Source organism: Hahella sp. NS-SX17 (assembly GCF_057367735.1).
The window spans coordinates 442,083-466,623 of the sequence record NZ_CM170632.1; the positions used below are offsets into that span (position 1 = coordinate 442,083).

Annotated in this window: 24 protein-coding genes; 13 read left to right on the plus strand and 11 right to left on the minus strand. The window is 57.0% G+C overall.

From position 1 onward, the window contains the following. Window positions 1-63: 63 nt before the first annotated feature. Window positions 64-303: a YheV family putative zinc ribbon protein gene (locus AC2IBB_RS02055; RefSeq protein ID WP_486331248.1), complete on the plus strand. Its 240-nt coding sequence runs from the start codon at window positions 64-66 to the stop codon at window positions 301-303. 126 nt (window positions 304-429) lie between these two features. Here the strand turns inward: AC2IBB_RS02055 and AC2IBB_RS02060 are convergent, their stop codons facing one another. Continuing rightward, window positions 430-1,077, minus strand: a complete 648-nt coding sequence (locus AC2IBB_RS02060) for a hypothetical protein (RefSeq protein ID WP_486331249.1) — start codon at window positions 1,075-1,077, stop codon at window positions 430-432. Between the two features lie 93 nt (window positions 1,078-1,170). Next, window positions 1,171-2,505: an MATE family efflux transporter gene (locus AC2IBB_RS02065; RefSeq protein ID WP_486331250.1), complete on the minus strand. Its 1,335-nt coding sequence runs from the start codon at window positions 2,503-2,505 to the stop codon at window positions 1,171-1,173. A 246-nt stretch (window positions 2,506-2,751) separates the two neighbouring features. Here AC2IBB_RS02065 and coxB point away from each other — a divergent pair, with 246 nt between their 5' ends. The 3 genes from coxB to AC2IBB_RS02080 are packed head-to-tail and all read left to right on the plus strand — an operon-like array spanning window position 2,752 to window position 6,431. Next, window positions 2,752-3,873, plus strand: a complete 1,122-nt coding sequence (coxB, locus tag AC2IBB_RS02070) for a cytochrome c oxidase subunit II (RefSeq protein ID WP_486331251.1) — start codon at window positions 2,752-2,754, stop codon at window positions 3,871-3,873. Between the two features lie 39 nt (window positions 3,874-3,912). After that, on the plus strand, window positions 3,913-5,493 hold the full coding sequence (gene ctaD / locus AC2IBB_RS02075; protein WP_486331252.1) for a cytochrome c oxidase subunit I: 1,581 nt from the start codon (window positions 3,913-3,915) through the stop codon (window positions 5,491-5,493). A 53-nt stretch (window positions 5,494-5,546) separates the two neighbouring features. After that, complete coding sequence (locus AC2IBB_RS02080) at window positions 5,547-6,431, plus strand: cytochrome c oxidase subunit 3 (RefSeq protein WP_486331253.1); 885 nt, start codon at window positions 5,547-5,549, stop codon at window positions 6,429-6,431. A 77-nt stretch (window positions 6,432-6,508) separates the two neighbouring features. Here the strand turns inward: AC2IBB_RS02080 and AC2IBB_RS02085 are convergent, their stop codons facing one another. Continuing rightward, window positions 6,509-6,712 (minus strand): twin transmembrane helix small protein, encoded by a 204-nt coding sequence (locus AC2IBB_RS02085; protein WP_041598329.1) that lies wholly within the window; start codon window positions 6,710-6,712, stop codon window positions 6,509-6,511. Between the two features lie 132 nt (window positions 6,713-6,844). Between AC2IBB_RS02085 and AC2IBB_RS02090 the strand changes: the two genes are divergently transcribed. From AC2IBB_RS02090 to AC2IBB_RS02110, 5 genes are all read left to right on the plus strand, one after another. Beyond that, window positions 6,845-7,582 carry an SURF1 family protein gene (locus tag AC2IBB_RS02090; protein ID WP_486331254.1) on the plus strand — a complete coding sequence of 246 codons (738 nt, stop codon included), beginning with the start codon at window positions 6,845-6,847 and terminating at the stop codon, window positions 7,580-7,582. Continuing rightward, window positions 7,560-8,183, plus strand: coding sequence for a hypothetical protein (locus AC2IBB_RS02095; RefSeq protein WP_486331255.1), 624 nt, complete (start codon window positions 7,560-7,562; stop codon window positions 8,181-8,183). The genes AC2IBB_RS02090 and AC2IBB_RS02095 overlap by 23 nt, the downstream gene beginning before the upstream one ends. 94 nt (window positions 8,184-8,277) lie before the next feature. Beyond that, the gene (locus AC2IBB_RS02100; RefSeq protein ID WP_486331256.1) at window positions 8,278-9,366 is read left to right on the plus strand and encodes a COX15/CtaA family protein; all 1,089 of its coding nucleotides are present in this window, start codon (window positions 8,278-8,280) and stop codon (window positions 9,364-9,366) included. Continuing rightward, window positions 9,363-10,262, plus strand: a complete 900-nt coding sequence (gene cyoE / locus AC2IBB_RS02105) for a heme o synthase (RefSeq protein WP_486331257.1) — start codon at window positions 9,363-9,365, stop codon at window positions 10,260-10,262. Before AC2IBB_RS02100 ends, cyoE begins: the two co-directional genes overlap by 4 nt. Window positions 10,263-10,380: 118 nt before the next feature. Further along, complete coding sequence (locus AC2IBB_RS02110; RefSeq protein ID WP_486331258.1) at window positions 10,381-11,646, plus strand: serine hydrolase domain-containing protein; 1,266 nt, start codon at window positions 10,381-10,383, stop codon at window positions 11,644-11,646. A gap of 29 nt (window positions 11,647-11,675) precedes the next feature. Here the strand turns inward: AC2IBB_RS02110 and AC2IBB_RS02115 are convergent, their stop codons facing one another. Next, window positions 11,676-12,032 (minus strand): hypothetical protein, encoded by a 357-nt coding sequence (locus tag AC2IBB_RS02115; RefSeq protein WP_486331259.1) that lies wholly within the window; start codon window positions 12,030-12,032, stop codon window positions 11,676-11,678. Window positions 12,033-12,311: 279 nt separating this feature from the next. Here AC2IBB_RS02115 and AC2IBB_RS02120 point away from each other — a divergent pair, with 279 nt between their 5' ends. Beyond that, a complete protein-coding gene (locus tag AC2IBB_RS02120; RefSeq protein WP_486331260.1) occupies window positions 12,312-12,551 on the plus strand; it encodes a hypothetical protein in 240 nt (79 codons plus the stop codon). A 16-nt stretch (window positions 12,552-12,567) separates the two neighbouring features. Here AC2IBB_RS02120 and AC2IBB_RS02125 read toward each other — a convergent pair whose 3' ends face one another. From AC2IBB_RS02125 to AC2IBB_RS02135, 3 genes are all read right to left on the minus strand, one after another. After that, a complete protein-coding gene (locus tag AC2IBB_RS02125; protein WP_486331261.1) occupies window positions 12,568-13,656 on the minus strand; it encodes an SMP-30/gluconolactonase/LRE family protein in 1,089 nt (362 codons plus the stop codon). Window positions 13,657-13,697: 41 nt separating this feature from the next. Continuing rightward, complete coding sequence (locus AC2IBB_RS02130) at window positions 13,698-15,467, minus strand: hypothetical protein (protein ID WP_486331262.1); 1,770 nt, start codon at window positions 15,465-15,467, stop codon at window positions 13,698-13,700. A 464-nt stretch (window positions 15,468-15,931) separates the two neighbouring features. Beyond that, on the minus strand, window positions 15,932-16,630 hold the full coding sequence (locus AC2IBB_RS02135; RefSeq protein WP_486331263.1) for a hypothetical protein: 699 nt from the start codon (window positions 16,628-16,630) through the stop codon (window positions 15,932-15,934). Window positions 16,631-16,727: 97 nt separating this feature from the next. On the opposite strand from AC2IBB_RS02135, the gene AC2IBB_RS02140 reads away from it, so the two are divergent. Then, window positions 16,728-17,864: a succinylglutamate desuccinylase/aspartoacylase family protein gene (locus tag AC2IBB_RS02140; protein ID WP_486331264.1), complete on the plus strand. Its 1,137-nt coding sequence runs from the start codon at window positions 16,728-16,730 to the stop codon at window positions 17,862-17,864. A gap of 181 nt (window positions 17,865-18,045) precedes the next feature. Continuing rightward, a complete protein-coding gene (locus AC2IBB_RS02145) occupies window positions 18,046-19,521 on the plus strand; it encodes a cryptochrome/deoxyribodipyrimidine photo-lyase family protein (protein WP_486331265.1) in 1,476 nt (491 codons plus the stop codon). A 76-nt stretch (window positions 19,522-19,597) separates the two neighbouring features. Here AC2IBB_RS02145 and AC2IBB_RS02150 read toward each other — a convergent pair whose 3' ends face one another. The 3 genes from AC2IBB_RS02150 to AC2IBB_RS02160 form a co-directional block, all read right to left on the minus strand. Beyond that, window positions 19,598-19,984 (minus strand): Spy/CpxP family protein refolding chaperone, encoded by a 387-nt coding sequence (locus AC2IBB_RS02150; RefSeq protein WP_486331266.1) that lies wholly within the window; start codon window positions 19,982-19,984, stop codon window positions 19,598-19,600. A gap of 103 nt (window positions 19,985-20,087) precedes the next feature. Then, window positions 20,088-20,759 carry a response regulator gene (locus AC2IBB_RS02155; protein WP_486331267.1) on the minus strand — a complete coding sequence of 224 codons (672 nt, stop codon included), beginning with the start codon at window positions 20,757-20,759 and terminating at the stop codon, window positions 20,088-20,090. A 40-nt stretch (window positions 20,760-20,799) separates the two neighbouring features. Continuing rightward, a complete protein-coding gene (locus tag AC2IBB_RS02160) occupies window positions 20,800-22,182 on the minus strand; it encodes an ATP-binding protein (protein WP_486331268.1) in 1,383 nt (460 codons plus the stop codon). A gap of 236 nt (window positions 22,183-22,418) precedes the next feature. Here AC2IBB_RS02160 and AC2IBB_RS02165 point away from each other — a divergent pair, with 236 nt between their 5' ends. Continuing rightward, a complete protein-coding gene (locus tag AC2IBB_RS02165; RefSeq protein ID WP_486331269.1) occupies window positions 22,419-23,762 on the plus strand; it encodes an SPFH domain-containing protein in 1,344 nt (447 codons plus the stop codon). Between the two features lie 73 nt (window positions 23,763-23,835). Here AC2IBB_RS02165 and AC2IBB_RS02170 read toward each other — a convergent pair whose 3' ends face one another. Next, a complete protein-coding gene (locus AC2IBB_RS02170; protein WP_486331270.1) occupies window positions 23,836-24,444 on the minus strand; it encodes a LysE family translocator in 609 nt (202 codons plus the stop codon). Between the last annotated feature and the right edge of the window lie 97 nt (window positions 24,445-24,541).

Genomic DNA, 24,541 nt, shown 5'->3' on the forward strand with positions numbered 1-24,541 from the left:
TAACAAGGCCTGGAACGCAGGCCTTGTCTACATTCAGCGATCGTATTTACCTGAGTAGTGTATATGGTGAAGCGTTTTATCGCGGGGGCGGTGTGCCCCCGTTGTGGTGAGATGGACAAGATTGTCAGCTACGCGGACGAAGAGCGGCGGCAAGTGCGTGAGTGCGTCGCATGCGGCTTCTTTGAGAAGCTGCGCGAAGCTGACGGGCCAGCAGAGTTGCAAACCCGCGTCACCCGACCGAAACAGGCGGAGGCGCAAGTGCAGACCATCAAGTTCTACCCCCCTCCCAAGAAAGAGCAGTAACGACGATGCGAGCCTGACATGTGCAGGCTCTGTCGTTGCAGACAAATAGAAGAAAGTTATTTGTCTACCTGATTATATCTGTCTGTCTGATTATATCTGTCTGTCTGATTAATAATCGGAACCCTGTCAGCAACGAGGCTGAAAGCTCATGCGGATGTGATGCTTGTCCAACAGGTTCAACCAGTCCTCGTTCAGAGGCCGCCAGCGTTTGGTATTGGTTTTCGCCAGAAAGGGCGACAGGTCCAGATGGTAGAAGTCCGGTAGACTCACCATCTGGCGTACTGTCAGGTGTGTGGCCTGATCCAGCTCATTGGCGAAAGGTTCGCCGATCAGATGATGGGCCAACAGGTTTGCCTGAGTGGCCTGCAGGTCGCAGATCGGGCTATTGCGAAGACTGCGATTGTTTTCATACAGCTCTTCCACCAAACGATGGCTTTGATAGGCCATGATCAACAGGCAGTCCAGCCCGGTATGTCGCAATACCAGTACGGAAGGATGTGCGAAATAGTGGATGGACTTCTCAATGAAAGGCGCAAACAACTTTTCCGTCTGGCTCGCCGCAGCGCAATAGGTCACGCATTCCACCAGGCGTGGAGCGAGTTCGATATAATCGACGACGAAACGACTGAGATCCTCAACCGGCTGTGATCCATTCAGTTCAATGACTCGGTGCAGAGAATCCAGTTGCTGGCGAAGCCACTTGGCGTAGTTTTGAGTTTTAAGCTCTGCGGCCTTAGCCTGATTGATGATCTCGTATACTGCAGCGAGGCTCATCTATAACGATTTCCCTAAGTGACAACTATAAAAAACTGTATCAATCCAGACGCATGACTTCAGTTTAGTCAAGGGCTGGCAAAGTGCGTAATACTAATTTGTAATGAACCACTTTTCATGCTGACAAAATGTCTTGTACAGCCACGCCTGATAGGCGCCCCGCGCCGCGAGGAATAAGCAGAGTGAAAACCAGAGGCCGTGATTGCCCCAGCTCTGGGTCAGCCACCAGCTGGGCAGGAACACCAGCAAAGTGGCGACGATAATAGTGTCCCGCATCGCCTTGCCTTGGGTCGCGCCGACAAAAACGCCGTCAAACAGATAACTCCACACGCCGATCAGCGGGCATAGGATCAGCCAGATCAGATAACGGCTTGCTTCTGTGCGGATGACTTCCAGATCGGTGAGGCGGTGGATCAGCCAGTCGCCCCCCAGCCAGAAAGCCAGAGTCAGCAACAGTGCGGTGAAAAGCGACCAGATTCCCCCTACTCTGGCGATGCGGCGCAATTTGGCCTGATCGCGCTTGCCGACAGCTTCTCCACACAGAGCTTCGACGCCATTGGCGAAGCCATCCAGGGCGTTGGAGATGATCATTAAAAAGGTCAGCAAGACGGCGTTTGCGGCCAGCACGTTGGTCCCCAGCTGGGCGCCTTGGGCGGTGAAGAAGGCGAAGGTGAACAGTAACAGAATGGTGCGTATGAAGAGATCGCCGTTGAGCCTGAGCAGCTTGGCGAACGCGCTGTGCGCCCACAACTCTGAACTGCGCATTTGTGCGAGAAACTGTCCGATATCGGCGCGTACGACGAAGAACAGACCCAGGATCAGACTGTAGTATTCAGCGATGAGCGACGCCCAGGCCACGCCGTCAGCGCGCATGCCGAAGCCGACCACAAACAGCAGGTCCAGCACGATATTCACGATGTTGGCGCTGACCGCCAGAATTAATGCGCTGCGAGTACGCTGACAGCCGATCAGCCAGCCCACCACACAGTATTGAATCAGCACAGCGGGCGCACTGTAGATACGGATTTCCGCATAGTTGTGCGCTTGCGTCCAAATGTCGCCAGTGGCCTGCATCCACTCCAGCCCCAGCGGTAAAATCCAGGCGCGATTGAGGATCATGAATAACCCGATGCCGAGCGCAATGGCCGCCGCCCGCAAAAACTCGCGGATCAATCTTTCCTGATCTCCAGCGCCCCAGGACTGCGCCGCCAGCCCGGTGGCGCCCATGCGCAAAAAGCCGAACGCCCAGAACAGAAATGTGAACAGGTTTCCCGCCAGCGCCACGGCGCCGAGATAGACCGGAGAGTCCAGGTGTCCCAGTACGGCGGCGTCCACCAGACCCAGCAACGGCGTGGTGATATTGCTCAGAATTAACGGCCAGGCGAGGGCCCACAAACGCAAGTGAAGCGTTGCCGGGGGATTGCTCATGAAACTCCTGAAGACGTGATGGTCAGATCCTGAAAGTGACCAGATTTGTGCATGAAATCAGCTGGATAGCTTTTTTACCTAAACCATGACTGAACAATTGCCAGCCCGATCCAAGTTTGTCTATACTGGCGCTGTACCTTGCATTTGACTTCCTACAAAAGTAGTCGACGGACCGTTGTAGGCGGGCCGTCTTGCAGGAAGTGTCCGGCAGTAACAATAAAAACTAAGCTGTGGAGACACAATAATATGATGTCACGAAGACGCGCAATAGCGGTGGCTTCGCCCGTTCCGTTTGTATCTGCGTCCGCTTCGGCCGCCTGGGAATTGAATATGACTCCCGGGGTGACGGAAGTGAGTCAGTCAGTATACAGCCTCCACATGACTATTTTCTGGATCTGCGTGATCATAGGGATAGTGGTGTTTGGAGTCATGTTCTGGTCGATCTTCAATCACCGCAAGAGTAAAGGGGCGAAACCCGCCCAGTTCCATGAAAGTACGACAGTCGAGATTATCTGGACTGTTATTCCCTTCCTTATTCTCATTGGCATGGCCATACCCGCGACCGGTACGCTGGTCAAAATGTATGACGCCAGTGAAGCGGATATGGATATCAAAATCACCGGTTACCAATGGAAATGGCGATACGAATACCTGAACCAGGACGTCAACTTCTTCAGTAATCTGTCTACTTCCCAGGACCAGATCTACAACCGCGACGACAAGGGCGAGCACTACTTGTTGGAAGTGGATGAGCCTCTGGTGTTGCCGATAAACAAGAAAATTCGTTTTCTGGTTACTTCCGCAGACGTCATTCACTCCTGGTGGGTGCCCAGTCTTGCGGTCAAGCGCGACGCCATTCCCGGTTATATCCGCGAGGCCTGGACGGTCATCCAGGAGCCCGGTATATACCGCGGTCAATGTGCCGAACTGTGCGGCAAGGATCATGGCTTCATGCCCGTTGTGGTGAAAGCCGTGCCTGAGGAAGAGTATCAGGAATGGCTCCTGGCCAAACAGGAACTGGCTCGTCAGGAATACGAGTTGAAAAACAAAGAATGGACGATGGAAGAATTGGTTGCACGCGGGGAGAAAACCTACGCGTCCAGTTGCGCTGTGTGCCATCAGGCCAATGGCGCCGGTCTGCCGCCGACATTCCCTGCCCTTATCGGCAACGGCGTGATCAAAGGCCCGATCGAGAAACACACCGAAATCGTATTGCACGGGGTGCCCGGCACCGCCATGCAGGCGTTCGGAGCGCAGCTGAGTGAAGTTGATATCGCCGCTATCGTGACCTACGAGCGTAATGCTTGGGGCAACAACATGGGCGACATGATTACTCCGCAACAAGTTGCAGAGTTAAAGAACAAGTAGTTCTCAGCGACACACAACCAATTTAAGAGGAGTTTGACCATGAGTGCGGTACTAGGCGCTGACGCGCATCACCATCACGGTCCGGCTAAAGGCTTCAAGCGGTGGCTACTAACCACCAACCATAAAGACATTGGCTCCATGTACCTGTGGTTCAGTTTCGCCATGTTTCTCACCGGGGGCGTCATGGCCTTGATAATCCGGGCGGAACTGTTCGAGCCAGGTATGCAGATCGTCCATCCGGAATTTTTTAACCAGATGACCACCATGCACGGACTGATCATGGTGTTCGGCGCGGTCATGCCCGCCTTCGTAGGGCTGGCTAACTGGCTGATTCCGATGATGGTCGGCGCGCCGGACATGGCGCTGCCCAGGATGAACAACTGGAGCTTCTGGATACTTCCATTTGCTTTCGCCATGTTGCTGTCCACCCTGTTTATGGAAGGCGGCGGTCCCAACTTCGGTTGGACCTTCTATGCGCCTTTGTCCACTACCTATGCGCCGGACAGCGTGAATTACTTCATCTTCGCGGTGCATATGATGGGGATTTCTTCCATCATGGGGGCCATAAACGTCATCGCCACCATTCTGAACATGCGGGCGCCGGGCATGACCCTGATGAAAATGCCCCTGTTCGTCTGGACCTGGCTGATCACCGCTTTCCTGTTGATTGCGGTTATGCCCGTATTGGCCGGCGTCGTCACCATGATGCTGATGGATATCAATTTCGGCACCAGCTTCTTTAAAGCGGAGGGCGGCGGCGATCCGGTGTTGTTCCAGCACGTATTCTGGTTCTTCGGCCATCCCGAGGTTTACATTATGATCCTGCCCGCCTTCGGCGTGGCGTCTCATATCATTCCCACTTTCAGTCGTAAGCCGCTGTTCGGCTATCCGTCCATGGTTTACGCCACCGCCTCTATCGCGATCCTGTCGTTCGTGGTGTGGGCGCACCACATGTTCACAGTCGGCATACCCCTGGCCGGGGAGCTGTTCTTCATGTACGCCACCATGCTGATCGCCGTGCCTACCGGGGTGAAGGTGTTCAACTGGGTCAGCACCATGTTCCGGGGTTCCCTCACGTTTGAGACCCCCATGCTGTTCGCCATCGCCTTTGTGATTCTGTTCACTATCGGCGGCTTCTCCGGTTTGATGTTGGCGATCGCTCCGGCGGACTTCCAGTATCACGACACCTATTTCGTAGTGGCGCATTTCCATTACGTGCTGGTGCCGGGGGCGATCTTTTCTATCTTCGCCGCCACCTACTACTGGCTGCCGAAATGGTGTGGAAACATGTATGACGAGGGGCTTGGCAAAGTGCACTTCTGGATGTCGTTCATTGGCTTGAACCTGACCTTCTTTCCGATGCACTTCGTCGGGCTGGCCGGCATGCCGCGGCGGATTCCCGATTACGCCCTGCAGTTCGCCGACTTTAACCAGATATCCAGCGTTGGCGCGTTTGTTTTTGGAACCACCCAACTGCTGTTCCTGTTTATTGTTATCAAATGCATCCGGGGCGGGAAAAAAGCCACCGCTCAGGTCTGGGAAGGCGCGGACGGTCTTGAATGGACACTGCCGTCGCCGGCTCCCTATCACAGCTTCTCTGAGCCGCCTACTGTGAAGTAGGCGCGCAAGGGTATTGAGATAACAAGAACAAGATAACTGCCACAGGAGGACCTATGGCGACGCAACAAAGTTATTACGTACCGGAACAGAGTAAGTGGCCCATCATCGCGACGGTGGGGTTGTTTCTGACCCTGTCCGGTTTGGCGACGGTGATGGTGAACAAAGGCGGCGGCGACACCAGCACCGGGTGGTGGATGTTCGGCATTGGCTCCCTGGTGATGGTGTACATGCTGTTTGGGTGGTTCGGCAATGTCGCCAAGGAGAGCATGGCCGGCTTGTACAGCGCGCAAATGGACCGCTCATTCCGTTGGGGCATGTCCTGGTTTATTTTCAGCGAAGTGATGTTCTTCTCCGCTTTCTTCGGCGCGCTCTTCTATGTGCGCTACCTGGCTGTCCCCTGGTTGGCGGGGGAAGGCGACGGCGCCATGAATACGTTGCTCTGGTCGGATTTTGAGGGGACCTGGCCTTTGATGAGTAATCCCGACCCGAAAGCGTTTCCGGGGCCGGACGCGGTCATCAATCCCTGGAGCATTCCGCTGCTTAACACTGTGCTGCTGCTGACTTCCAGTGTGACCATTACCTTCGCGCATCACGCTATCAAGAAGGACGAGCGGGAAAAGGTGAAATTGTGGCTGGGGCTGACCATTCTGTTAGGCGCGATCTTCCTTGGCTTTCAGGTCTATGAGTACATTGAGGCTTATCACGAACTGAATCTGACGCTGGAGTCCGGCATCTACGGCACGACATTCTTCATGTTGACCGGGTTTCACGGCATGCACGTCACCCTTGGGGCGATTATCCTGACCGTTATTATGCTGCGTTACATGAAAGGCCATTTCTCCGCAAAACAACATTTCGGTTTTGAGGCCGCCGCCTGGTATTGGCACTTCGTGGACGTGGTTTGGGTGTGTCTGTTTGTGCTGGTTTACATCATGTAGTTCTGATGATCGGCCCGATGCCTGCGTTGGGTCTTTTCACTGCGCCGGAGCCTTGAGCTCCGGCGGCGTCCTAACGTTTAGTGGGGCGTCGGATTCAACTGCAAATGCCCGCTGAACAACAAGGCGAGCAGCACGACGATAAGGGCGACGGAAAAGCCCACGCGATAGGTGAGCGCTTTAGCGGTGCGTTTACTGGTGCTGTCATCCTTGACCAGAAAAAACAAACCGCTGAAAAGACTGACGACTGCGCCTGTAAGTAGTAATAAAACAAGGATTTTCATGGGTTCCCTCTTATTTTTTCGGCTCACTATAGCAAAGACATTGCAGACAGACTACGCACTCCGCAGCGGCGTTGAAACGTTGCTGAAAAGTTTGTCCGCACGCGTGCGGCCGGTATGTCGGGATGGCGATGCGTGAACTGGAAAATCCTGCTGTTTAGCCTGTTGCTGCTGCCGGTCCTGCTGGGACTGGGGTGCTGGCAGCTATCGCGGGCGCAGGAAAAAGAGCAATGGCTGCAGGCTTATCTGACGATGCAGGACAAAGCGCCGCGGCGTCATGACAGCCTGGAAGCGCCGCCTCGTTACGCCCGCGTTGTCTTGTCCGGCCTGTACGCCCAGGAAGGCGACTGGCTGCTGGACAATCAGATACATGAAGGCCGCTTCGGATATCGGGTATTCACGCCCTTTTGCCTGCGCGGCGGCGACGCTTGCGTCATGGTGGAGCGGGGCTGGATTCAGGGCGATCTGGATCGCAATGTGCTGCCGCAGATTCCGGCGGCCCTGGGAAGTCTGACCTTGCAGGGGCGTGCGGATACGCTCTCGGACAGCTATTCCATGGGCCCGAATGAAGCGTCGACAGCCGCGCCCTACCGGGTGCAGACCCTCAAGCTGGAGGAGGTGCGTGAGCGTATGTCCGGTCAGCTGGCGAGCTGGGTGCTGCGGCTTGATCCTGACCAGCCCGGCGCGCTGACGCCGGTATGGGAGCCGGTGGTGATGGGACCGGAGAAACATTACGGCTACGCTGTGCAGTGGTTCGCCATGGCGTTGGCGCTGGTGGCGCTGACGTTCTGGAAATGGCGACGTGGCGATAGCGAAGATAAGAACTTGGAAGAAGCAGGAGAAACTGACATTGGAACAACTGGCCATGGCTGAAAACGCGCCTTCGTCCCGTGGGCGTCTCAAACTCTGGGGCATTATTCTGGTAGCTGCGACGCCGCTTATCGCCGCGATGGTTATGTATTTCGGTCGCATCGGCATTCCCTCCGGCTCCACCAATCATGGCGACCTGATTATTCCGCCTTTGGACGCCATTGAGATTGGCGTGAATCTGCCTGCAGAGCGGCTGGAGGAAATCACCCAGGCTGACGGCAAACGCCAGTGGCTGATGTTGACCGTCGCCGGAGAGGCCTGTAGCGAACGTTGCTCGCAGGCGTTATACCTGACTCGTCAGGTCAATATCGCCCTGGGAAGAGAAGCTGACCGGGTCGGCCGCGCGCTGCTGGCGGACGCTGGCGACGCATCGTTGCGGCGAGCGCTGAATGATTATCCGCGTCTGCTGCCCGCGCCCTTCTCCAGCGTCGATATGGAGGGGCTGCGCGCGAAGTTGAACGAGCACAATATTCAATTGCAACCGTACGATATGCTGTTGATGGACCCGCTGGGCAATATCATGATGCATTATTCAGAGAAGCACGACGGCAAGGCGATCCTGGAGGATCTGAAGCGGCTTCTCAAAGTATCCAAGATTGGTTAGAGTGAGGAAAGACTTCCTCTGGGAGCCGTTGAGCCGGCAGTAAAATCAACGACTTCTGAATGCAGTAACAACAATAACAAGAGGCGTTTGGAAAATGGACTATGTCGCCCCGCCGGCGGTAGTGACGTCGGCTGTCGTAAACCCGCGTCTGCAGTGGCTGCGTCGCCTGGTCATACTGACCTCGATCTGGGCCTTCTGCGTGATTCTGCTCGGCGCTTACACCCGTCTGGTGGATGCTGGTCTGGGATGTCCGGATTGGCCGGGTTGTTACGGCTTTCTGACGGTGCCGAATGAAGCGCATGAAATTGAAATAGCGGAAGCCCGTTTTCCTCATGCGCCAGTGGAGGTTCATAAAGGCTGGCCGGAGATGGTGCATCGCTATTTCGCCAGCGCCCTGGGTCTGCTGATTTTCGCCATCGCCGCGCTCTGCTGGCGCGATATCTCACCCAGCGCCGCTCCCGCCGGCCGCCGGCCGCCTCGCAAACTCTCTCTTTTCCTGTGCGCCCTGGTGGTGCTGCAAGGCCTTTTCGGCATGTGGACCGTCACTCTCAAACTCTGGCCGCAAATAGTCAGCGCGCACTTGCTGGGCGGTTTCTGCACGCTGACCCTGTTGGCGCTGACGGCCATGCGGCTGATGAGTCAGCCACTGACGGTTTCTCCCGATACGTTGCAGCGCTGGCGTCGACTCAGGCCCCTGGCGTTGCTCGCAGCGACGTTTCTGGTCATGCAGATATTTCTCGGCGCCTGGGTGACATCGAACTACGCTGCCGTGGCCTGCCCTGATTTCCCTACCTGTCAGGAAAAACTATGGCCGGAGATGGACTTCGAACATGGTTTTAATCTCACCCAAACCATCGGCCCCAATTATCTCGGCGGACTGATGCATAACGAAGCCAGAGTTGCGATTCATATGACCCATCGCCTGGGCGCCGTGGCGGTGCTGCTGGTATTGGGCGGCTTTCTGATCGCCGCCTGGCGGCGCTCGCAGGGTTCGCCTCTCAGGCGCAGCCTGGCTCTGACCGGGGCGTTGCTGCTCCTGCAGATCGCGTTAGGCGTGACTAATGTGGTGGCGCTTGTGCCGCTGCCGGTAGCGGTGGCCCACAACGGCGTTGCGGCGTTGCTGCTGATTTCCCTGGTATGGGTGACATACCGTTTATGGACTGCCAAAGAGGTGCGCTCATGAAAAATACCGCTTCCACTACGGCCGCCGCCGGCTGGCGCGATTACTACGAACTGTGCAAACCCCGGGTGGTGGCGCTGATGATGCTGACCGCGGTGGTGGGCATGCTGCTCGCCAGCGACCAGGGGATGCCCTGGAATGCGCTGATTCTGGGTAACCTCGGCATTGCTTTGCTGGCTTCTTCGGCGGCGGCGATCAACCATATCGTCGACCAGAAAATCGATGCGGTGATGGCGCGCACGCAGAAACGTCCCATAGTGCAAGGGCGGGTGGATAACCTACATGCGCTGACGTTCGCCTTCTCTCTGGCGGTGGTGGGCATGGCGATTCTGGCCTGGGGCGTGAACCCGTTGACCGCCTGGCTGACTCTGGCGTCGCTGATCGGCTATGCAGTGGTTTACACCCTGTTTCTGAAGCGGGCTACACCGCAGAATATTGTGCTGGGCGGTCTGGCCGGCGCGGCGCCGCCCCTGTTGGGCTGGACGTCTGTAACCGGAACCGTGGACCCCCATGCGCTGTTGCTGGTGTTGATCATTTTCGCCTGGACGCCGCCGCACTTCTGGGCGCTGGCGGTGCATCGCAAAGACGAATACGCCAAGGCCGGCGTGCCCATGCTGCCGGTGACCCATGGCGACCGCTACACCAAGTTGCACATTCTGCTGTACACCCTGATGTTATTCGCCGCCAGCATGCTGCCTTTTATCACCGGCATGTGCGGCTGGATATACTTCGTCGCTGCGCTGGCGTTGGGGCTGCGCTTTCTGGATTGGGCCTGGGCGATGTGGCGGGATTCGCGCAAGCATGCGGCTATCAAGACTTTCCGCTACTCCATCACCTATCTGATGCTGTTATTCGTGGCGCTGCTGGCGGATCACTATATTCCGGTGACTTTGTCATAGCAGACCAATCGCAGACGCCCAGGGGAAAGACGTCGTTTAGCTCTGGGCTTCTGCGTAAAAGCGTCTAGAATTTAACAGCTACGTAGGACGTTTTTTCCGCCAACGTGGAAGTGCTGTTATGTTGAGCCTATTGCGAAACCCTCTGCGCCTGGCGAAGGTCGCCGCCGATCCGGCGCAGGTGAGCGTCATTGATGAAGGTCTGGAAGTCTGCCCGGAGCGGGTGGACGTTGCGCCGGAAGGCGTGCAGCAGATCTGGCGGTCGGTGGAGCGCCTGTACGCCACCGGCACCCAGCCGGCGATCAGTCTATGCATACGCCGCAAAGGATGCGTTATTCTCAATCGCGCTATTGGTTACGCCAGCGGCGGCGGCCCCGGCGACGCGTCTGATGCGCTCCGTCAACCGATGACCACCGCCACCCCGGTATGCCTGTTTTCCGCTTCCAAGGCGGTCACTGCCGTGTTGATGCATAAGCTGGCGGAAGAGGGACTGATCAATCTGCTGGACCCGGTGAGCTTTTATCTGCCGGAATTCGGCAAGTGCGGCAAACGCAATATCACCATTCATCAGATTCTCTCACACCGGGGCGGCATCCCCGGTCTGCCTGCTCACGAATCTCTGGATACGTTGTACGATCAAGAGCAGGTATGGAAGCTGCTTTGCGCCGCCAAGCCCATTGCGGTGGATGGCGGCAAGCTGGCTTATCACGCTATTACCGGCGGGTTTGTGCTGCAAAGGGTGTTGGAAAAAGTCACCGGCGCGGGTATCACGGACTATCTGGAGCAGACGCTGCGCGCGCCATTGGAGATGAAGTACTTTACCTTTGGCCTGCAGGAGGCTGGCAAGAGTGCCGTCGCGCTCAACTACGCCACCGGCCCTGACGCGCCGTTTCCGGTGTCCTGGGCGCTTAAGCGGGCGTTGGGCGCGAATATGTCCGCCGCTGCGGAAATCTCCAATGAAAGACGTTGGATGGACGCCGTTATTCCCGCCGCCAATCTGTACGCCACGGCGGAAGAAACCACGCGATTTTTCCAGATGCTGTTGAATGGCGGCGAGTGGCGGGGGCGGCGGATTCTGCAACCTGTCACGGTTAAGCGGGCGACTCAGGAATTTGGCGGCTGCACCTTTGACCGCACCATGATGATTCCCATGCGCTACAGCGCGGGATTCATGTTGGGAGGCGATTCTGTGGGATTATGGGGGCCGAAGACAGAGCGCGCATTCGGCCATATCGGGTTGATCAATAAATTCTGTTGGGCGGACCCGGGTAGAGATATTTCAGTGGCGTTGCTCACGACCGGTCTGGCTTTATTGGCGCACCATCTGCCGCGACTGGCGGCGTTGATCCGGCAAATCAATCTGCAGTGCGCGCCGCTCGCTCTGTAGTTGGAGCGACGCGAATTCGGGGCCTGTAGTTACTCGTGACTGGACCAGCGGTTAGCCTGCTGCTCGATAATCAACATGACGTTTTTCAATAACTGTCGCAGTCTGACCTGGGTTTGGGTGCGCTCCACGACTTGGGAGACCGACGCCTGCAAACGATGCAGTTTGGGGCTGACCTGTCGGATGCCCTCCGTGATCATTTCATAAGGGTAATGGTGGTCCTGGATACTGAGTTTATTCAGTTCGGACGCCTCCTGCTGGAACACGCTCAGCACATCATAAATCGTATCCTTGTTAGTGATGGTGGACGCTTCCCAATAAGCGTCGTCCAACACTTCTATCAAGCTGAGGAACTCGGTGCAGGCATCGGATATTTTTGCGGGTGTCATGTGCGCCTCAAATTTACGGATAAGCTTGGAACGTTCTACATTCAGCATAGCAAAAACTGGCGCAGGCGCCTGAAAACAGGACATTCCCGCCCGATTTAGTCGCCGTGGCGGCGGTAACGTTAGACTTGGCCAGGGCTGGCGTTATGTAACAGGAATGTGTGTTAAGGTTAAATTTTGAACTATTTCTCCAATTGTGGAAGGATTGTGGATATACTGGTTTCTACCTATCCCGAAGGCGGGCGCTCCGGGAGGCCAAATAACTACAGGAAGTCGTAAGCCATGAACACCCTTGAGGCTCAGCGTTGTCGCTTGCAGGAAGAGTTAGCGTTGGCGGAAAAAGAGCTCGAAGAGTTATTACGCTCCCCGAACCCGAACAAAACGATGGTGAATTTCTACAGCGATTTGCTGGTGCGCAATCGTGAGTTGATTCGCATGATCGATACGCATCTCAGTCACTCATCCCATTGGATCACGGACAAAGCAGCCAGTATCGCCAAATTGGCGGACGGCATGGCGTAGATCCGCCATGCCTGGATCACTGTTCCTGGCTTGCGTTCTCGTCGCGGGTTAAAGACAAACGGCCGATCCGGTCTCCCGTGAGCGTGCCGATCAACAGGACGTCGCCGACTTGCTCCACAGAAGTGATGGTGTGCAGGCGCTCGCCCTCAGGGTCCTGCAGGTTATGCAAAACATCCCCCTGCTCATTGATTCCCAGCACGAATCCATAACGCTCCGCCTGCGGCTGCATCGCTTCCGGCAATTTGGACATGCGGCTTTTCAGCCAGGGAAAGGAATGCAGGAAATCCAGCACGCCATTACGCGGCGCGATCAGGGCAATCCAGAACATTCCGTCTTTATTGCTGGAGACGCCGTCGGGAAAGCCTGGCAGGTTCTCTATCAGCATGTCGCTGGTTCCTTGCTTTGGACCCTGCAGCCAGTAACGGCGCACCCGATAGCGTCCGGTTTCGCACACCGCCACGAAGTCTTCGTTTTTGGATAGAGCGACGCCGTTGGCGAAGTACAAATCTTCCAGCAAAACCGTTGTGACCCCGGTGCCGGGATCATAACGGAGCAGCCTTCCGTGAGGACGGCTTTCTATCAAATCCAGGCGATGCTCATGCACGCCCCAGCGCCAGCTGGCGTCGCTGAAATAAATAACGCCGTTTTTGGCGACATCCACATCGTCGGCGACGCCGAAAGGCAAATTATCCGCCTTGCTGGTCAGCACAGTGAGCTTGCCTTCATTATCCAGTTGCAATAACCCTTTAGCCGCGTCCGCCACGATCAGGTCGCCGGCCGGGTTGAACTCCAGGCCAAGTGGACGTCCGCCGGTATTGGCGAGGACTTCTAACTCGCCATCTTTACTGATGCGAATGAGGTCGCCGTTGGCGAGTCCGGCGTAAACGGCGCCGTCGGCGTCCTGGTCCACGTCTTCGGGGCCGTCCAGGCGTCCCTCGCCAATCAGTTCCGCTTCCAGCAGGCGCTGATTGGGAGCGTAGGGGCCTTCCAGATCCGGCGCCGATGGCGCATCGTAGGCTTCCGGATTGATGACTGCGGGTGAGAATACAAAATAGGTCAGTAAGATGACCCCTACCACAGCCAATAGTCTGAAGGAGGCTTTCATTATCCTGCGTCGGTTCCTGTCCGTTCGTTAAAGGGGATAGGTTACTCCATCAGGCGATGTAATGCGTCATACTCGTAAGTCGCCAGCACAATGACGTCGCCGTCTTCGCCCTGGGGCTCGGCGCCTGCGGCGTAACGTTCCAGGTAGACGTAATCCAGCAGCCCGTCCTCCCGGTACACGTAGTGCTCGCACCACTCGAAATAGCGATCGTGAATGTCGGCATAGCGTCGCGTCAGTCTGCGGCCGTCAGCGTCGTAGCTATAGTTGGAGATCGCCATCTCACATCCCGGCTCCGTAACGCAGGAGGTCTCCGGCTTGTCCGTAAAGGTGCGGGCGCCGTTCAGGCGGCCGTCACTGGCGTAGGCGTATTGCGTGGTGAGTTTTTCCAGGTCGTTATCATAAGTGTCATGGGACAGGCGCCCGTAGCCGTCAAAGACGAAAGAGCGTCTGACCAGCACTTGATTGTGGGTGGTGCTGTCAGTGGAATAGGAATTGATGCGCACGAGTCCCGCGCCGGCGTCTTTTTGCGGTCTCATCTGGCCGGTTACTGTCTCACTGGTGCGTTGACTCAATAGGGCGTCGCCGACCTTGCTGAACGTTTCCACCCAACGACCGCGATCCAGCGTTAGAGCGTTGACGACGTCCCACTCGCCATCCGCCGGGGAAATCTCCGTATACAACGGGTCCAGGCTCAGTGAAGAGACATAGGCGTCCAGGGACAAGGCGCGCCGGCTCATATCCACGCCGCCGTCCAGACGCACGGCGGCGGCCTCGCCTTTGGAGTCGTAGGTCAGTCCGGCGCGACCGACATGTTTGCGTTGTGGGTCCTGTAGGCCGGCGAGGGCGAATAGCTTCACCTCGTTGTCATTGCGTCCTTCTATCGCCGCGCTTTCCGTGTCCGTATGCACGTACCAGTTTATTTCTTTGATCAGCAGGGGGTCGTCCAGGGCGTTTTCATACTGCAACGATGTTTTCCAGGGAGAAAAGTCATAGGCTGCGAAGTCGTCCGTGGAGCGTATATCCTTCATCACGCCTGACGCCGCGTAAGCGATCTTAGGGGCGTTATGCAGCAGACTGGCGCTCATCACTTTTACTTTGGCGGCGTCCAGATTGTCGAGACGCTGTGCGGCGTCGATACTTTGCGCTTCCTCCGTCATCATGTTCTGCAGCGCTGTGGCGAACGCCTTCGCGTAGACATGGTGACGATACTGTCCGCCTTTGACGTAATCGAACAGGTAGTTGTTATTGAAGCCTACCCGCTCCCGCGTGCGTTGATGAGCTTGCTCAACCGTGGTCGCCGGGTTCTTCTCCCGCATCAGGTCGTATTGCATGCGCACCAGGGTGGTCAGCGGGGAGATGACCGGGCTTCCGGGCGGCGCCATCAGGAAATAGGCTCTGTCCACCAATCCCGGTTCGGTGGAAGCGCAATCCGTGGCGAGGGGAACGGCGGCGTTCATCAGATCTTCATCCTGAGTGACGCAGGGAAGCGCATACGCCATGAGCGGATATTGCTTGGGATCATCCACATTGGCCAGCTGCTCAGGAATAAACTCGAATTCGCCGCCAGCGCCGCTCATCACCGAGGGTTCGTCATCGCCGGCGAGATAATCCCCGTTCAGGTCCAGCCATACCTTGGCCTGGCGCAGATAACCATCCAACACGACTCCGTGGAAATTGGCGTTGGGCGGCGGCGGTTGCTCCGGCTCGCGAGGTTCGCGCAGTGTGGATACATCGGATTCTTCGCCGCCGCAGGCGCTCAGAAGCGGCGTCAGCAGGCTGACGATAAGCAGTGCGCCACAGTGGATTCGCATGGTGGTCCCTGTCCTTTTTTGTTTTTGTCAGCGAATCAATCTAGCGGGGAGCAAGCGGAAATTCGTTGATAGGTTTAACAAATGTTTACAAAGGACAAGAGGAAAGTGGCGGCATCCGCCGCGCAGGCAAAAAAATGCCTCGCTTCCGGGGTGTCCCTATTAAAAAGTCCATCCTGGTCCCATCGCGAGGCTTAAGGCACGAGCGTAGAGGTAACAGTCGTTGTACAAAAGAAGTACCCTGACTATTGATGAAGAAACGTTAAGCCTGTAACAACTTAGCGAAATCTCTTCACCCTGTTTATCGCACAGACTGTGCCAATTCCATGGTGTTTGTTTAACAGATTGATAATAAAAGTATTTTTATATCTTTGAGTAGAATTTACGGAGGCCGGCATAAAGTTGTCATGCCCTAAATCTAATCCTGGCTGCTCCATTGCGGTGCATTTTGTCCCTCTGGTCAGGTTCTAGCGGGAGGAGGCGTCCAGCTGCGGGCTCTGCCGATAGCCCAGGCGACGCCAGATCATGGCGGTGAAAGCGAAGTAAGTGGTCATACTGGAGGCGAAAAACCACTCGATGACATTCTCCCAACGGTCCTTGGCGGGATTCTCCAGCAGCAGGCTATTGGCGACGCTGGCCAGGCCCAGCGCCAGCATCCACCAGCACAGCCAGAACTTGGCGCGCAGCCATATGCGTACGCGGGCGATCTGATATCCGGGGACGCGCGACAGCGTCAAGAGACTTCGTAAAAACAGCATTTGCGCCAGCACGGTGAAAGAGAAATAAATGGTGACGCCATACTGCCGCAGTAAACGATAAAAACGTCCGTCCACACCAAGAAAGTCTGCGTATAACACCAGGAACAGGGCGCCGATTGCGCCCAGCCACTGCATGGCGAGCGGGACGCCGCCCCTGTTCTGGCTGAGCCTGAGAAAAGAGCCTGCCTGGAACCAGAAGACGACTAACAGGACGGCATGGATGATCATGCCGGCGCGAAACAGATACAACGCGTCGCTGGAGCGCGCCGACTTGCTGATGGATACGCAACCGTCCCAGTACGGCAGACATCCATCGATAGCGCCGACCAGACTGCTCCAGAGCCAGGCGGCGTGCGCCACCAGCATGGGTAGAAAAAAATTGCACCAGGCGATTCGTTGCGGTTGCATGGCGGCCTGCTGTGGCATCGCGTTTAGCTGACACTTTAATGCTATAGTGCGCAATTGACGATTGCGCTATTAAGGCATGGAATTTATTCAGAGGTGAATGATGCGAACCGAGCGTATTCAATTGATGAGCCCGTCCCCCGGCACCCGTCGGGAGTTGCTTGTCCATCGGCTGGGACAGGCGGATGCGCGCCCGAAAGTGTATTTCCAAGCGGGTCTGCATGCGGATGAGTGGCCTGGTCTGCTGGTGCTGCAACATCTGCTGGCGTTATTGCAGGAGTCGGAGCGCCGGAACGCGATCCCAGGGGAAATCATTGTGGTCCCCTACGCCAACCCCATTGGTCTTTCTCAGAATGTATTCGGCTATGTGGCGGGTCGATTCGACCTGACTGGCACTGGTAATTTCAACCGCAACTTTGCGGATCTTTATCTGGATACTCGCGACAGTGTGGAAGGTCGACTTGGCTCTGACCTGGAAAGCAACAATGAGCTGGTGCGCAGCGCTTTACGCGCCGCGGTGGCGGCGGAGCTGGCGGAAGATGAAACCACCGCGTTGAAGAAAACCCTGCTCGCCCTGTCCATCGACGCTGACTATGTTTTCGATCTGCATTGCGACGATCACTCCAGCGCCCATGTCTATTCCGTCAAACGTCAGGCGGACAAGGCGCAGGATCTGTGTCGCCATATCGGCGCCCGTTACCTGTTGACGGAGGACCTGGATGGCGTTGTCGCTTTCGATGGTTCTCACTTGCAGCCCTGGCACTGGCTGCAGAAGGACTTCCCTGATAACCCTATGGAAATGCCCAAGCTGGCGGTGACGGTGGAATATCGCGGCCAATACGACGTATCAGATGAACTGGCCGCCGTCGACGCCGCCAATCTGTACAATTTTCTGGTCAGCGAAAATCTTGTTGTGGGCGACGCACAGGCGCCGCAACTGGAGGACGTCCATGTCAGCGCCTTGGAGTCCGTGGATTCCATGAAGGCGGAGACCGCCGGTTTGCTGGTGTTTCAAAAGCCGTTGGACGCCTGGCTGGAGCAAGGGGAGGTTTTTGCTGAGATCGTCAGCCTGGACAGCGACCAGCCCAATCAGCGCACGCTTGTGCGGGCGCGCACGGCGGGATATCTGATGGCGCGCACCCACCGTCGACTGGTGCGGCCGGGAGATCAGATCGCCAAGGTGTGCGGTGAAAAACCGCTGCCGCATCGCAAAATCGGCAATTTGTTGCAACTTTAAGCGCCATTGCCGACACTTAGATTACAACTATTTATTTGGCTGTGAACGTCTAAACGCGGTAAAAGGCTGCGTATGGCGAAGGGACATCCCGGCTCCGCGACAGAGATGGACAGCGAACCGGGACATAATAACGGGGAGTCTAAGCGTTTTGATGGTGTGAGTCTGATCAGGTGTGGAGTCAGTGACAGTAAGGGTTGTCTGGTTTAAACGTGACCTCAGGGTCACCGATCATGGGCCGCTATATCACGCCGCCCGACAAGGTCCGGTCGCGCCACTGTATGTGGCGGAGCCGGAATATTGGGCGTTGCCCGACGCTGGCGAGCGGCGTTGGGCATTTGTGCGGGAAACGCTGCTGGAGCTGGACCAGACGCTGACCAAGCTGGGCCAGCCTCTGTGGTTTATGCATGACAGCATGATCAATGTGCTTGAGTACCTGAAAGACCGGTTTGGCGTCTTTGAGCTGTATTCCCACCAGGAAACCGGGGTGCAGTGGTGCAATCGGCGCAACCAGATCGTTCGCGAATGGTGTCGCCGTAATGGCGTGCTGTGGCGGGAGTGGCCAGTCTGCGGCGTACTGCGTCGCGCTACGGGCGCTGAGCGCTGGCAGGCCGCCTGGAAGGATTTCATGGCGCAGACCCGCTACCCCAGCCCCAAATCGTTGCCAATGGTGGGCACGTCCCCGCTCAAGCCTGAAACCTGGCCGGAGACCATCGGGGCGGACCCCAGCCCCTGCGTGTTGCGACAGGCAGGCGGACGCGCCGCCGCCGCCGAGGAGTTGAAGAGCTTTCTGCAGGCGCGAGGTAAGCATTACTTTCGTGACGCCCATTACCCCGCCACCTCCTTTGAAGGCGGTTCCCGCCTGAGCCCCTATCTGGCGCACGGCGTGATCAGCTTACGGGAGACCGTGCAGCAGTCAAGGCGGGCCCTGCAGACGTATCATACCCGTCGCTCTGCGGACTGGGTGAAGTCCATGAACGAGTTTCTGTCCCGCTTATATCTGCGCAGTCACTACATGCAGCAGATGGAGGATGAGCCGGGCATGGAGTCCCTCAATCTGCACAAAAGTTTTAACGGACTGCGCGAGCATGAATTTGACGAGGCTAAATTCGAAGCCTGGAAAAATGCCGAGACCGGATTTCCTCTTATCGACGCCGCCATGAAGGCGCTGACCAACTACGGTTGGATCAACCACCAGTTACGTGGGCTGTTGCTGTCCTTCGCCGCTAATCAGTTATGGCTGCACTGGCGCGAACCGGCGTTGCATATGGCGCGCCTGTCAACGGACTACGACCCTGCGGTGCACTTTCCTCTCACCCAGCAGTTCGCTGGCACCACGGGGATGTTTGAGCAGAAGATCCACAATCCGGTCACGGAGTCTCATCGACTTGATCCCGCCGGCAAATTTATCCGGGCGGAATGTTCCGCGTTGCGGGAAGTGAGCGACGCTTATCTGCATGCGCCCTGGAAAATGCCCCATGCGGAGCAAATCATGTCCGGTTGCGTATTAGGGCAGGATTATCCTTTGCCTATCATCAATAACGAAGATGCTTCGCTTATCGCCGGCCAGCGTTTGAAAGCGCATTTGGAGGAGCGACTCGACCCGATGGAGACCGCCCGCGTGCGCGCGGCTCACTTGCGTTCCATCAAGCTGGACTGAGCGTCACGCACACGCAAAAAAGCCGGCGCGCCCTGAGGCGGCCGGCGAAGAAGGGGAGCCTGCAACGGACGAAGCGTTATGCCTCTTCGTCGCCTTCTTTGTCGCAGTTTTCAGGGTGACGGCGACGCTCTTTATGCTTGCCGCGCGCCTCGTGCATTTCTTTCAGTTTTTCCATTTGCTCCGCGTTCAGTACTGTGGACAGTTTCGCGTCGGTCTGCGTACGCAGACTTTCCATCGCTGTGCGCATCTCTTCGCGTTGCGGTTTGTATTGCTCCATCAGGGTATGACGCTGTTCGCGGCTTTCCTCCATGATGGTCTGAAACTGTGATTTCTGTTCTTCCGTCAGCGACAGCTTTTCCGCCAGACGGTCAATGTTCGGGCCTTGGTGGGGGCCGCCCTTGGCCACTGCGAATCCGCTGGCGGCGATTAAACAAGTCAGGGTGAATGCAGCGAATTTTTTCATAACCGTTTTCCTCAATTTCCTGTTTGGCTTTGTGTGAGTTTCAATCTAAGCCTGAAATGTGCAGAAAATGTGGAGGCATTAAGGAACGGAGATTACAGGGCTGTCATCCTTCGTATTTATAACCGAGTCCATACACGGAGTGGATGTAATCCTGATCGGGGAACAGCTCCGTCATCTTCTTGCGCAGTTTCTTGATATGGCTGTCCACGGTACGGTCGCTGACGATGCGATGATCCTGATAGATGCCATCCATGAGCTGGCTGCGGGAAAAGATACGACCGGGCTCGTCCGCCAGCATTTTCAGCAGTTGAAACTCAATGGCGGTCAGCTCCAGCGGTTTGCCCTGCAAGACTGCGCGATAGCGCGAGGGGTCCAGCAGCAGCGGGCGTTCATCTTCCGCTGACCTGTTGCGTACGCGTCGCAGAATAGCCTTGACCCGGGCTACCACCTCCCGTGGACTGAAAGGTTTGCAGACATAGTCGTCCGCGCCCAGCTCCAGACCAAGCAAGCGGTCGATTTCCTCCACCCGGGCGGTCACCATAATGATGGGCGTGTCGGTGAAACGGCGCACTTCCCGGCATACGGAGAGGCCATCCAGACCCGGCAACATCAGATCCAGCAGAATAAGGTCCGGCGCGCTGGCGCGGATCTTCTCCAGCGCCTGCTGACCGTCGCCAATGATGTCGCATTGATAGCCTTCCTGCTGCAGATAGTCTTTCATCAGACTGGCTAGTTTTGGTTCATCTTCCACGATGAATATGCGGGTCTGAGGCATGTGCGATGTCTCCGCTGTCATTCAGATAAGAAGGCCGGGCTCATTCGTTGCAGGCCGGCAGGGTCACGTCTATGGCCAGTCCGCCGAGAGGAGAGCGGGAGGCGTTGATTTCGCCCTCATGAGCTTCGACGATTTTACGGCAAATCGCCAGTCCAAGCCCGGAGCCGCCTGTGTTGCGATTGCGCGAGTTCTCCACCCGGTAAAGGTGGTCGAACAGTTTGGGCAGCGCCTCATCCGGCGCGCCGGGGCCGGAGTCTTCAATACGCAGTCGCACATGGCCAGGGTCCACGCTGAGGGCGACGCGCACCTGAGCGCCTGGGTCGGCGTATTTGCACGTGTTGCTGAACAAGTTGTCCAGCAGCTGGCTCAGCCGTGTGGCGTCCGCCCACACCATCGCCGGACTGGGCGCCAGATCGGTGATCAGTTGAAAGCCGGCGGCGGTGATATTGGCGTGATGCCTGTCCAGGGCGTGCTGCAGAATCAGGCGCAGATCTTCTTCGTCTTTCTGATAGCGCAGCGCCCCCACTTCGGCGTTGGTCAGTTCATACAGGTCGTTGATCAGTTTCTGCAGGTGTTCGATCTCCTGCTGGATTGATAACAGATTGTCCCGGTTGGTGGGGCGAACGCCATCCACCAGCGCCTCCAGTTCGCCTTTGGCGATGGCCAAAGGCGTGCGCAACTCATGGGAAATATCTGCAATCCAGCGGCGTCGGGCGGTTTCATTGGATTCGAGCGTTTGCGCCAGTTGGTGGAAGTCCCGCGCCAACTGTCCCAGTTCGTCTTTGCCTGAGACTTTCAGCTCCACGTCATAAGCACCCTGCGCCAGGCGCCGGGTGGCTGCGGCCAGACGTTTGATGGGAATAACGAATTGGCGCGCCAGCGGCAGCGCGATCAACAGGGATATGGCCACCATCAGGGTGCTTATGATCAGGAATGCTTTGTCTTGGCTTTGGCTGAACGCCAGGTCGTTTTGTTCCGTCACCCGCACCCGCGGCGGCAACGCCAGCCAGCCGATAATCTGATCGTTCAGCTTGATCGGCGCCATGATGAAGTCGTCGCGGTAGCGGCCAATCACTACGTGTTTGTCGGCGTCCAGCAATGTGGGGGGACGCGGCGGACGGGGACGCTCCGGATGCGCGCCCTCGTCGCGCCGGGAGCGCCGCCAGGGCTGCTCGTCTTCGTCCTCCGCCTCCAGCAGCCTGCGCCACAGATTATGGTCCCGGCGCAGCGTCTCCCAGCCGCCCGTATGCTGGTAAAACCGTTGCAGGTTTTTGATCAGCGTCTCCTGTCGCTGCAGGTCGCGGCGATTGACGTAGTCCAGAAATCCACGGTCGAAACTCCATTGCATGAGGGAGTACATGGCGGCGAACATCGCGGTGGTCGCTATCAGCAACGCCAGAATAAGCTTGGTTTGAATGCGCACGTCGGTTTCCGGTTGGCCTGGTCGGGATAGGTCGCTTCACCGGTTAATCTAGCGGCTTTTCCCGACGTCGTTAAGCTTAGACGGGCTCTGTGGGGGGATTTCCTAAGTTTTTTCACATTTTCCCCCTCGCGACAGGAGTGTGAAGGCGGTCATAAACCCAAGGTTCGACGTTATTTACCAAAATTTAATTTTTCTCTAAGATACGCCGGTTTTTTTACCTACCTTGTGGAATTCCCATGCGCAATTTATCAATTGGATTGATATCCATCCTGACAGGCCTTGTTCTGACTGTCGTCGTCACCTGGAACAGCATCTTTTACGCCGAGCCCGGCTATGTGTATCACGTCAGAACGATTCTGGGGGATGAACACGTGGTGTCTGACGTGGGCTACCAGTTTTACCTGTGGGGCCGCTGGAACGCCTGGAAGCGCGCGTTGACCGTGCAGGCGGTGAAAGGCGGCGACAGCTCCGTTTCTTACGTCGAAGTGGAGAACTCAGAAACCAGCGCCGCGTTGCCGCCGCTGAAAATCATGTTCCTGGACCAGGTGGACGCCGCAGCGGAAGCCACCGTCCGCTTCAGCATTCCCACTGATCAGGAAGGTTTCACTCGTCTGGCGCACGAGTACCGCACTCCCGCTAACCTGTTGCGCACGGCGTTGATTCCGGCGTTCAAGGAAACCCTGCAGGCCACCGCATCGCTGATGAGCGCAGAGGATTACTACAGCGGCGGACGCACTGAGTTCAACACGGAATTCGAAAACCAGATGTCCAACGGCATCTACATCGTCAAGCGCGAGGAAATGCTGATCAGCTCACAGCGTAAAATTTCCGGTTCCGCCAACGCTTCGATGGGAGCCTCTCAAGAAGAATACGGTGACGAAGCCAAGGCGGTGTTCGTGGTGCGCAAAGTGGTGGATGGCGAGGGCGCTCCCCGTCGCAAGGATCAAAAGTTCACCCAGTTCGGCATCAGCGTGGTGGATGCGCGCATTACCGACATGACCCCCAACAATCGTTTCATTGAGCGCATGCAATTGAAGCAGAAAGCCAGCGCCGACCGCGCCATTGCCCGTGAGCAGCGTATTCAGGAAGAAGAACAGCGCCTGCTGGCGATCGCCCGCGGCGAGCGCGAAGTAGCAGAGCGTCAGGCCAAGGCCAAGGTGGACCAGATTCAGAAAACCACCGAAGCGGAAACGGACAAACAGTTGGCTGTGACCTCTGCGACCAAGCTCAAGGAGCAGGCGCGCATCGAAAAGGAAACGGCTGAGATCAATCTGGAAAAAGCCCGCATTGAAGCGGAAACCAAGCGCACTCTGGCGGAAGCGGAAGCCTACCAGAAAGAAGTGATCCTGAAAGCGGACAACGCACTGGCGCAGAAGCTGGATGCGGAAATCGAAATTCACAAGCTGTGGGCGGACGCCTTCGCCCGTCGTGCGGTGCCGACCAACGTTTTTGGCGGGGGGAGCGCCGGCGGCGCCCCACAGGGCTCCGATACGGAAGTCACCGCCTTTATGCAAATGCTGACGCTGGACGCGGCCAAACGACTGGCCTACGAGCGGGAGATCGGCAAAGCCGCCGACTGATCGTAGCAGACAAGCGGAAGGAAGCTATTTGCCTGCCCGATTAATAACAATCGCCGTCAAACGTCCGCAGTCCCTAGCGTGAGAGCGGCAGGGCGAGGCCGATCAGGATAAACAATCCGCCGCAAACCTGATTGAAGCGTGCGCCATGTTGTTCCAGTTTAGGCCCGATGTGATGCGCGGTTTGCGCCAGCAGCGCCTCCACCATGAACTCAATCATGGCGAAGGTCAGCGCCATGACGGCGAACTGGACCGGCAGCGCTTGTTGCGGGTCGACAAACTGCGGCAGAAACGCGGCGAAGAAAATCAGTACCTTAGGATTGGACAGCGCCGCCAGGGCGCCCTGGCGGAACAGCATGACATTGGTGCGCGCCGTCTCCCCATTCGGATTGAGGCGCAGCCCCGGAGCCCGCCATTGCTGGATTCCCAGCCACACCAGATACGCTCCCCCGAGCCACTGCAGGACGGTCAGCGCCGTGGCGGAGGATTGCAGCAAGGCGCCGACGCCGAACATGGACAGCATCATTAACAGAAGAAACCCCAATACGCCTCCAATAATCGTGAAGATGGCTCGGGCGCGTCCATAAACAACGCCATGGGTCAGCGCCAGCAAACCATTGGGACCGGGGGAGCAGGACAGGCCGGCGCTGGCGGCCAGGAATAAAAGCCAGGTTTGCAGAGTCATTGCTAACGCCTTAGTGAGTGGGTGATGTGAACAGTCTAAGACGAGAGCGCGGATTTGAATGGTAGATACTGGACATAGTAGGGTAGATTTACGACAT

What these genes read in the sequence shown, in the direction of transcription:
- AC2IBB_RS02055 (WP_486331248.1), top strand. Translation starts at nt 64, where the DNA reads ATGGTGAAGCGTTTTATCGCGGGGGCGGTGTGCCCCCGTTGTGGTGAG.
- AC2IBB_RS02060 (WP_486331249.1), bottom strand. Translation starts at nt 1,077, where the DNA reads ATGAGCCTCGCTGCAGTATACGAGATCATCAATCAGGCTAAGGCCGCA.
- AC2IBB_RS02065 (WP_486331250.1), bottom strand. Translation starts at nt 2,505, where the DNA reads ATGAGCAATCCCCCGGCAACGCTTCACTTGCGTTTGTGGGCCCTCGCC.
- coxB (WP_486331251.1), top strand. Translation starts at nt 2,752, where the DNA reads ATGATGTCACGAAGACGCGCAATAGCGGTGGCTTCGCCCGTTCCGTTT.
- ctaD (WP_486331252.1), top strand. Translation starts at nt 3,913, where the DNA reads ATGAGTGCGGTACTAGGCGCTGACGCGCATCACCATCACGGTCCGGCT.
- AC2IBB_RS02080 (WP_486331253.1), top strand. Translation starts at nt 5,547, where the DNA reads ATGGCGACGCAACAAAGTTATTACGTACCGGAACAGAGTAAGTGGCCC.
- AC2IBB_RS02085 (WP_041598329.1), bottom strand. Translation starts at nt 6,712, where the DNA reads ATGAAAATCCTTGTTTTATTACTACTTACAGGCGCAGTCGTCAGTCTT.
- AC2IBB_RS02100 (WP_486331256.1), top strand. Translation starts at nt 8,278, where the DNA reads ATGGACTATGTCGCCCCGCCGGCGGTAGTGACGTCGGCTGTCGTAAAC.
- cyoE (WP_486331257.1), top strand. Translation starts at nt 9,363, where the DNA reads ATGAAAAATACCGCTTCCACTACGGCCGCCGCCGGCTGGCGCGATTAC.
- AC2IBB_RS02110 (WP_486331258.1), top strand. Translation starts at nt 10,381, where the DNA reads ATGTTGAGCCTATTGCGAAACCCTCTGCGCCTGGCGAAGGTCGCCGCC.
- AC2IBB_RS02115 (WP_486331259.1), bottom strand. Translation starts at nt 12,032, where the DNA reads ATGACACCCGCAAAAATATCCGATGCCTGCACCGAGTTCCTCAGCTTG.
- AC2IBB_RS02120 (WP_486331260.1), top strand. Translation starts at nt 12,312, where the DNA reads ATGAACACCCTTGAGGCTCAGCGTTGTCGCTTGCAGGAAGAGTTAGCG.
- AC2IBB_RS02125 (WP_486331261.1), bottom strand. Translation starts at nt 13,656, where the DNA reads ATGAAAGCCTCCTTCAGACTATTGGCTGTGGTAGGGGTCATCTTACTG.
- AC2IBB_RS02130 (WP_486331262.1), bottom strand. Translation starts at nt 15,467, where the DNA reads ATGCGAATCCACTGTGGCGCACTGCTTATCGTCAGCCTGCTGACGCCG.
- AC2IBB_RS02135 (WP_486331263.1), bottom strand. Translation starts at nt 16,630, where the DNA reads ATGCAACCGCAACGAATCGCCTGGTGCAATTTTTTTCTACCCATGCTG.
- AC2IBB_RS02140 (WP_486331264.1), top strand. Translation starts at nt 16,728, where the DNA reads ATGATGCGAACCGAGCGTATTCAATTGATGAGCCCGTCCCCCGGCACC.
- AC2IBB_RS02150 (WP_486331266.1), bottom strand. Translation starts at nt 19,984, where the DNA reads ATGAAAAAATTCGCTGCATTCACCCTGACTTGTTTAATCGCCGCCAGC.
- AC2IBB_RS02155 (WP_486331267.1), bottom strand. Translation starts at nt 20,759, where the DNA reads ATGCCTCAGACCCGCATATTCATCGTGGAAGATGAACCAAAACTAGCC.
- AC2IBB_RS02165 (WP_486331269.1), top strand. Translation starts at nt 22,419, where the DNA reads ATGCGCAATTTATCAATTGGATTGATATCCATCCTGACAGGCCTTGTT.
- AC2IBB_RS02170 (WP_486331270.1), bottom strand. Translation starts at nt 24,444, where the DNA reads ATGACTCTGCAAACCTGGCTTTTATTCCTGGCCGCCAGCGCCGGCCTG.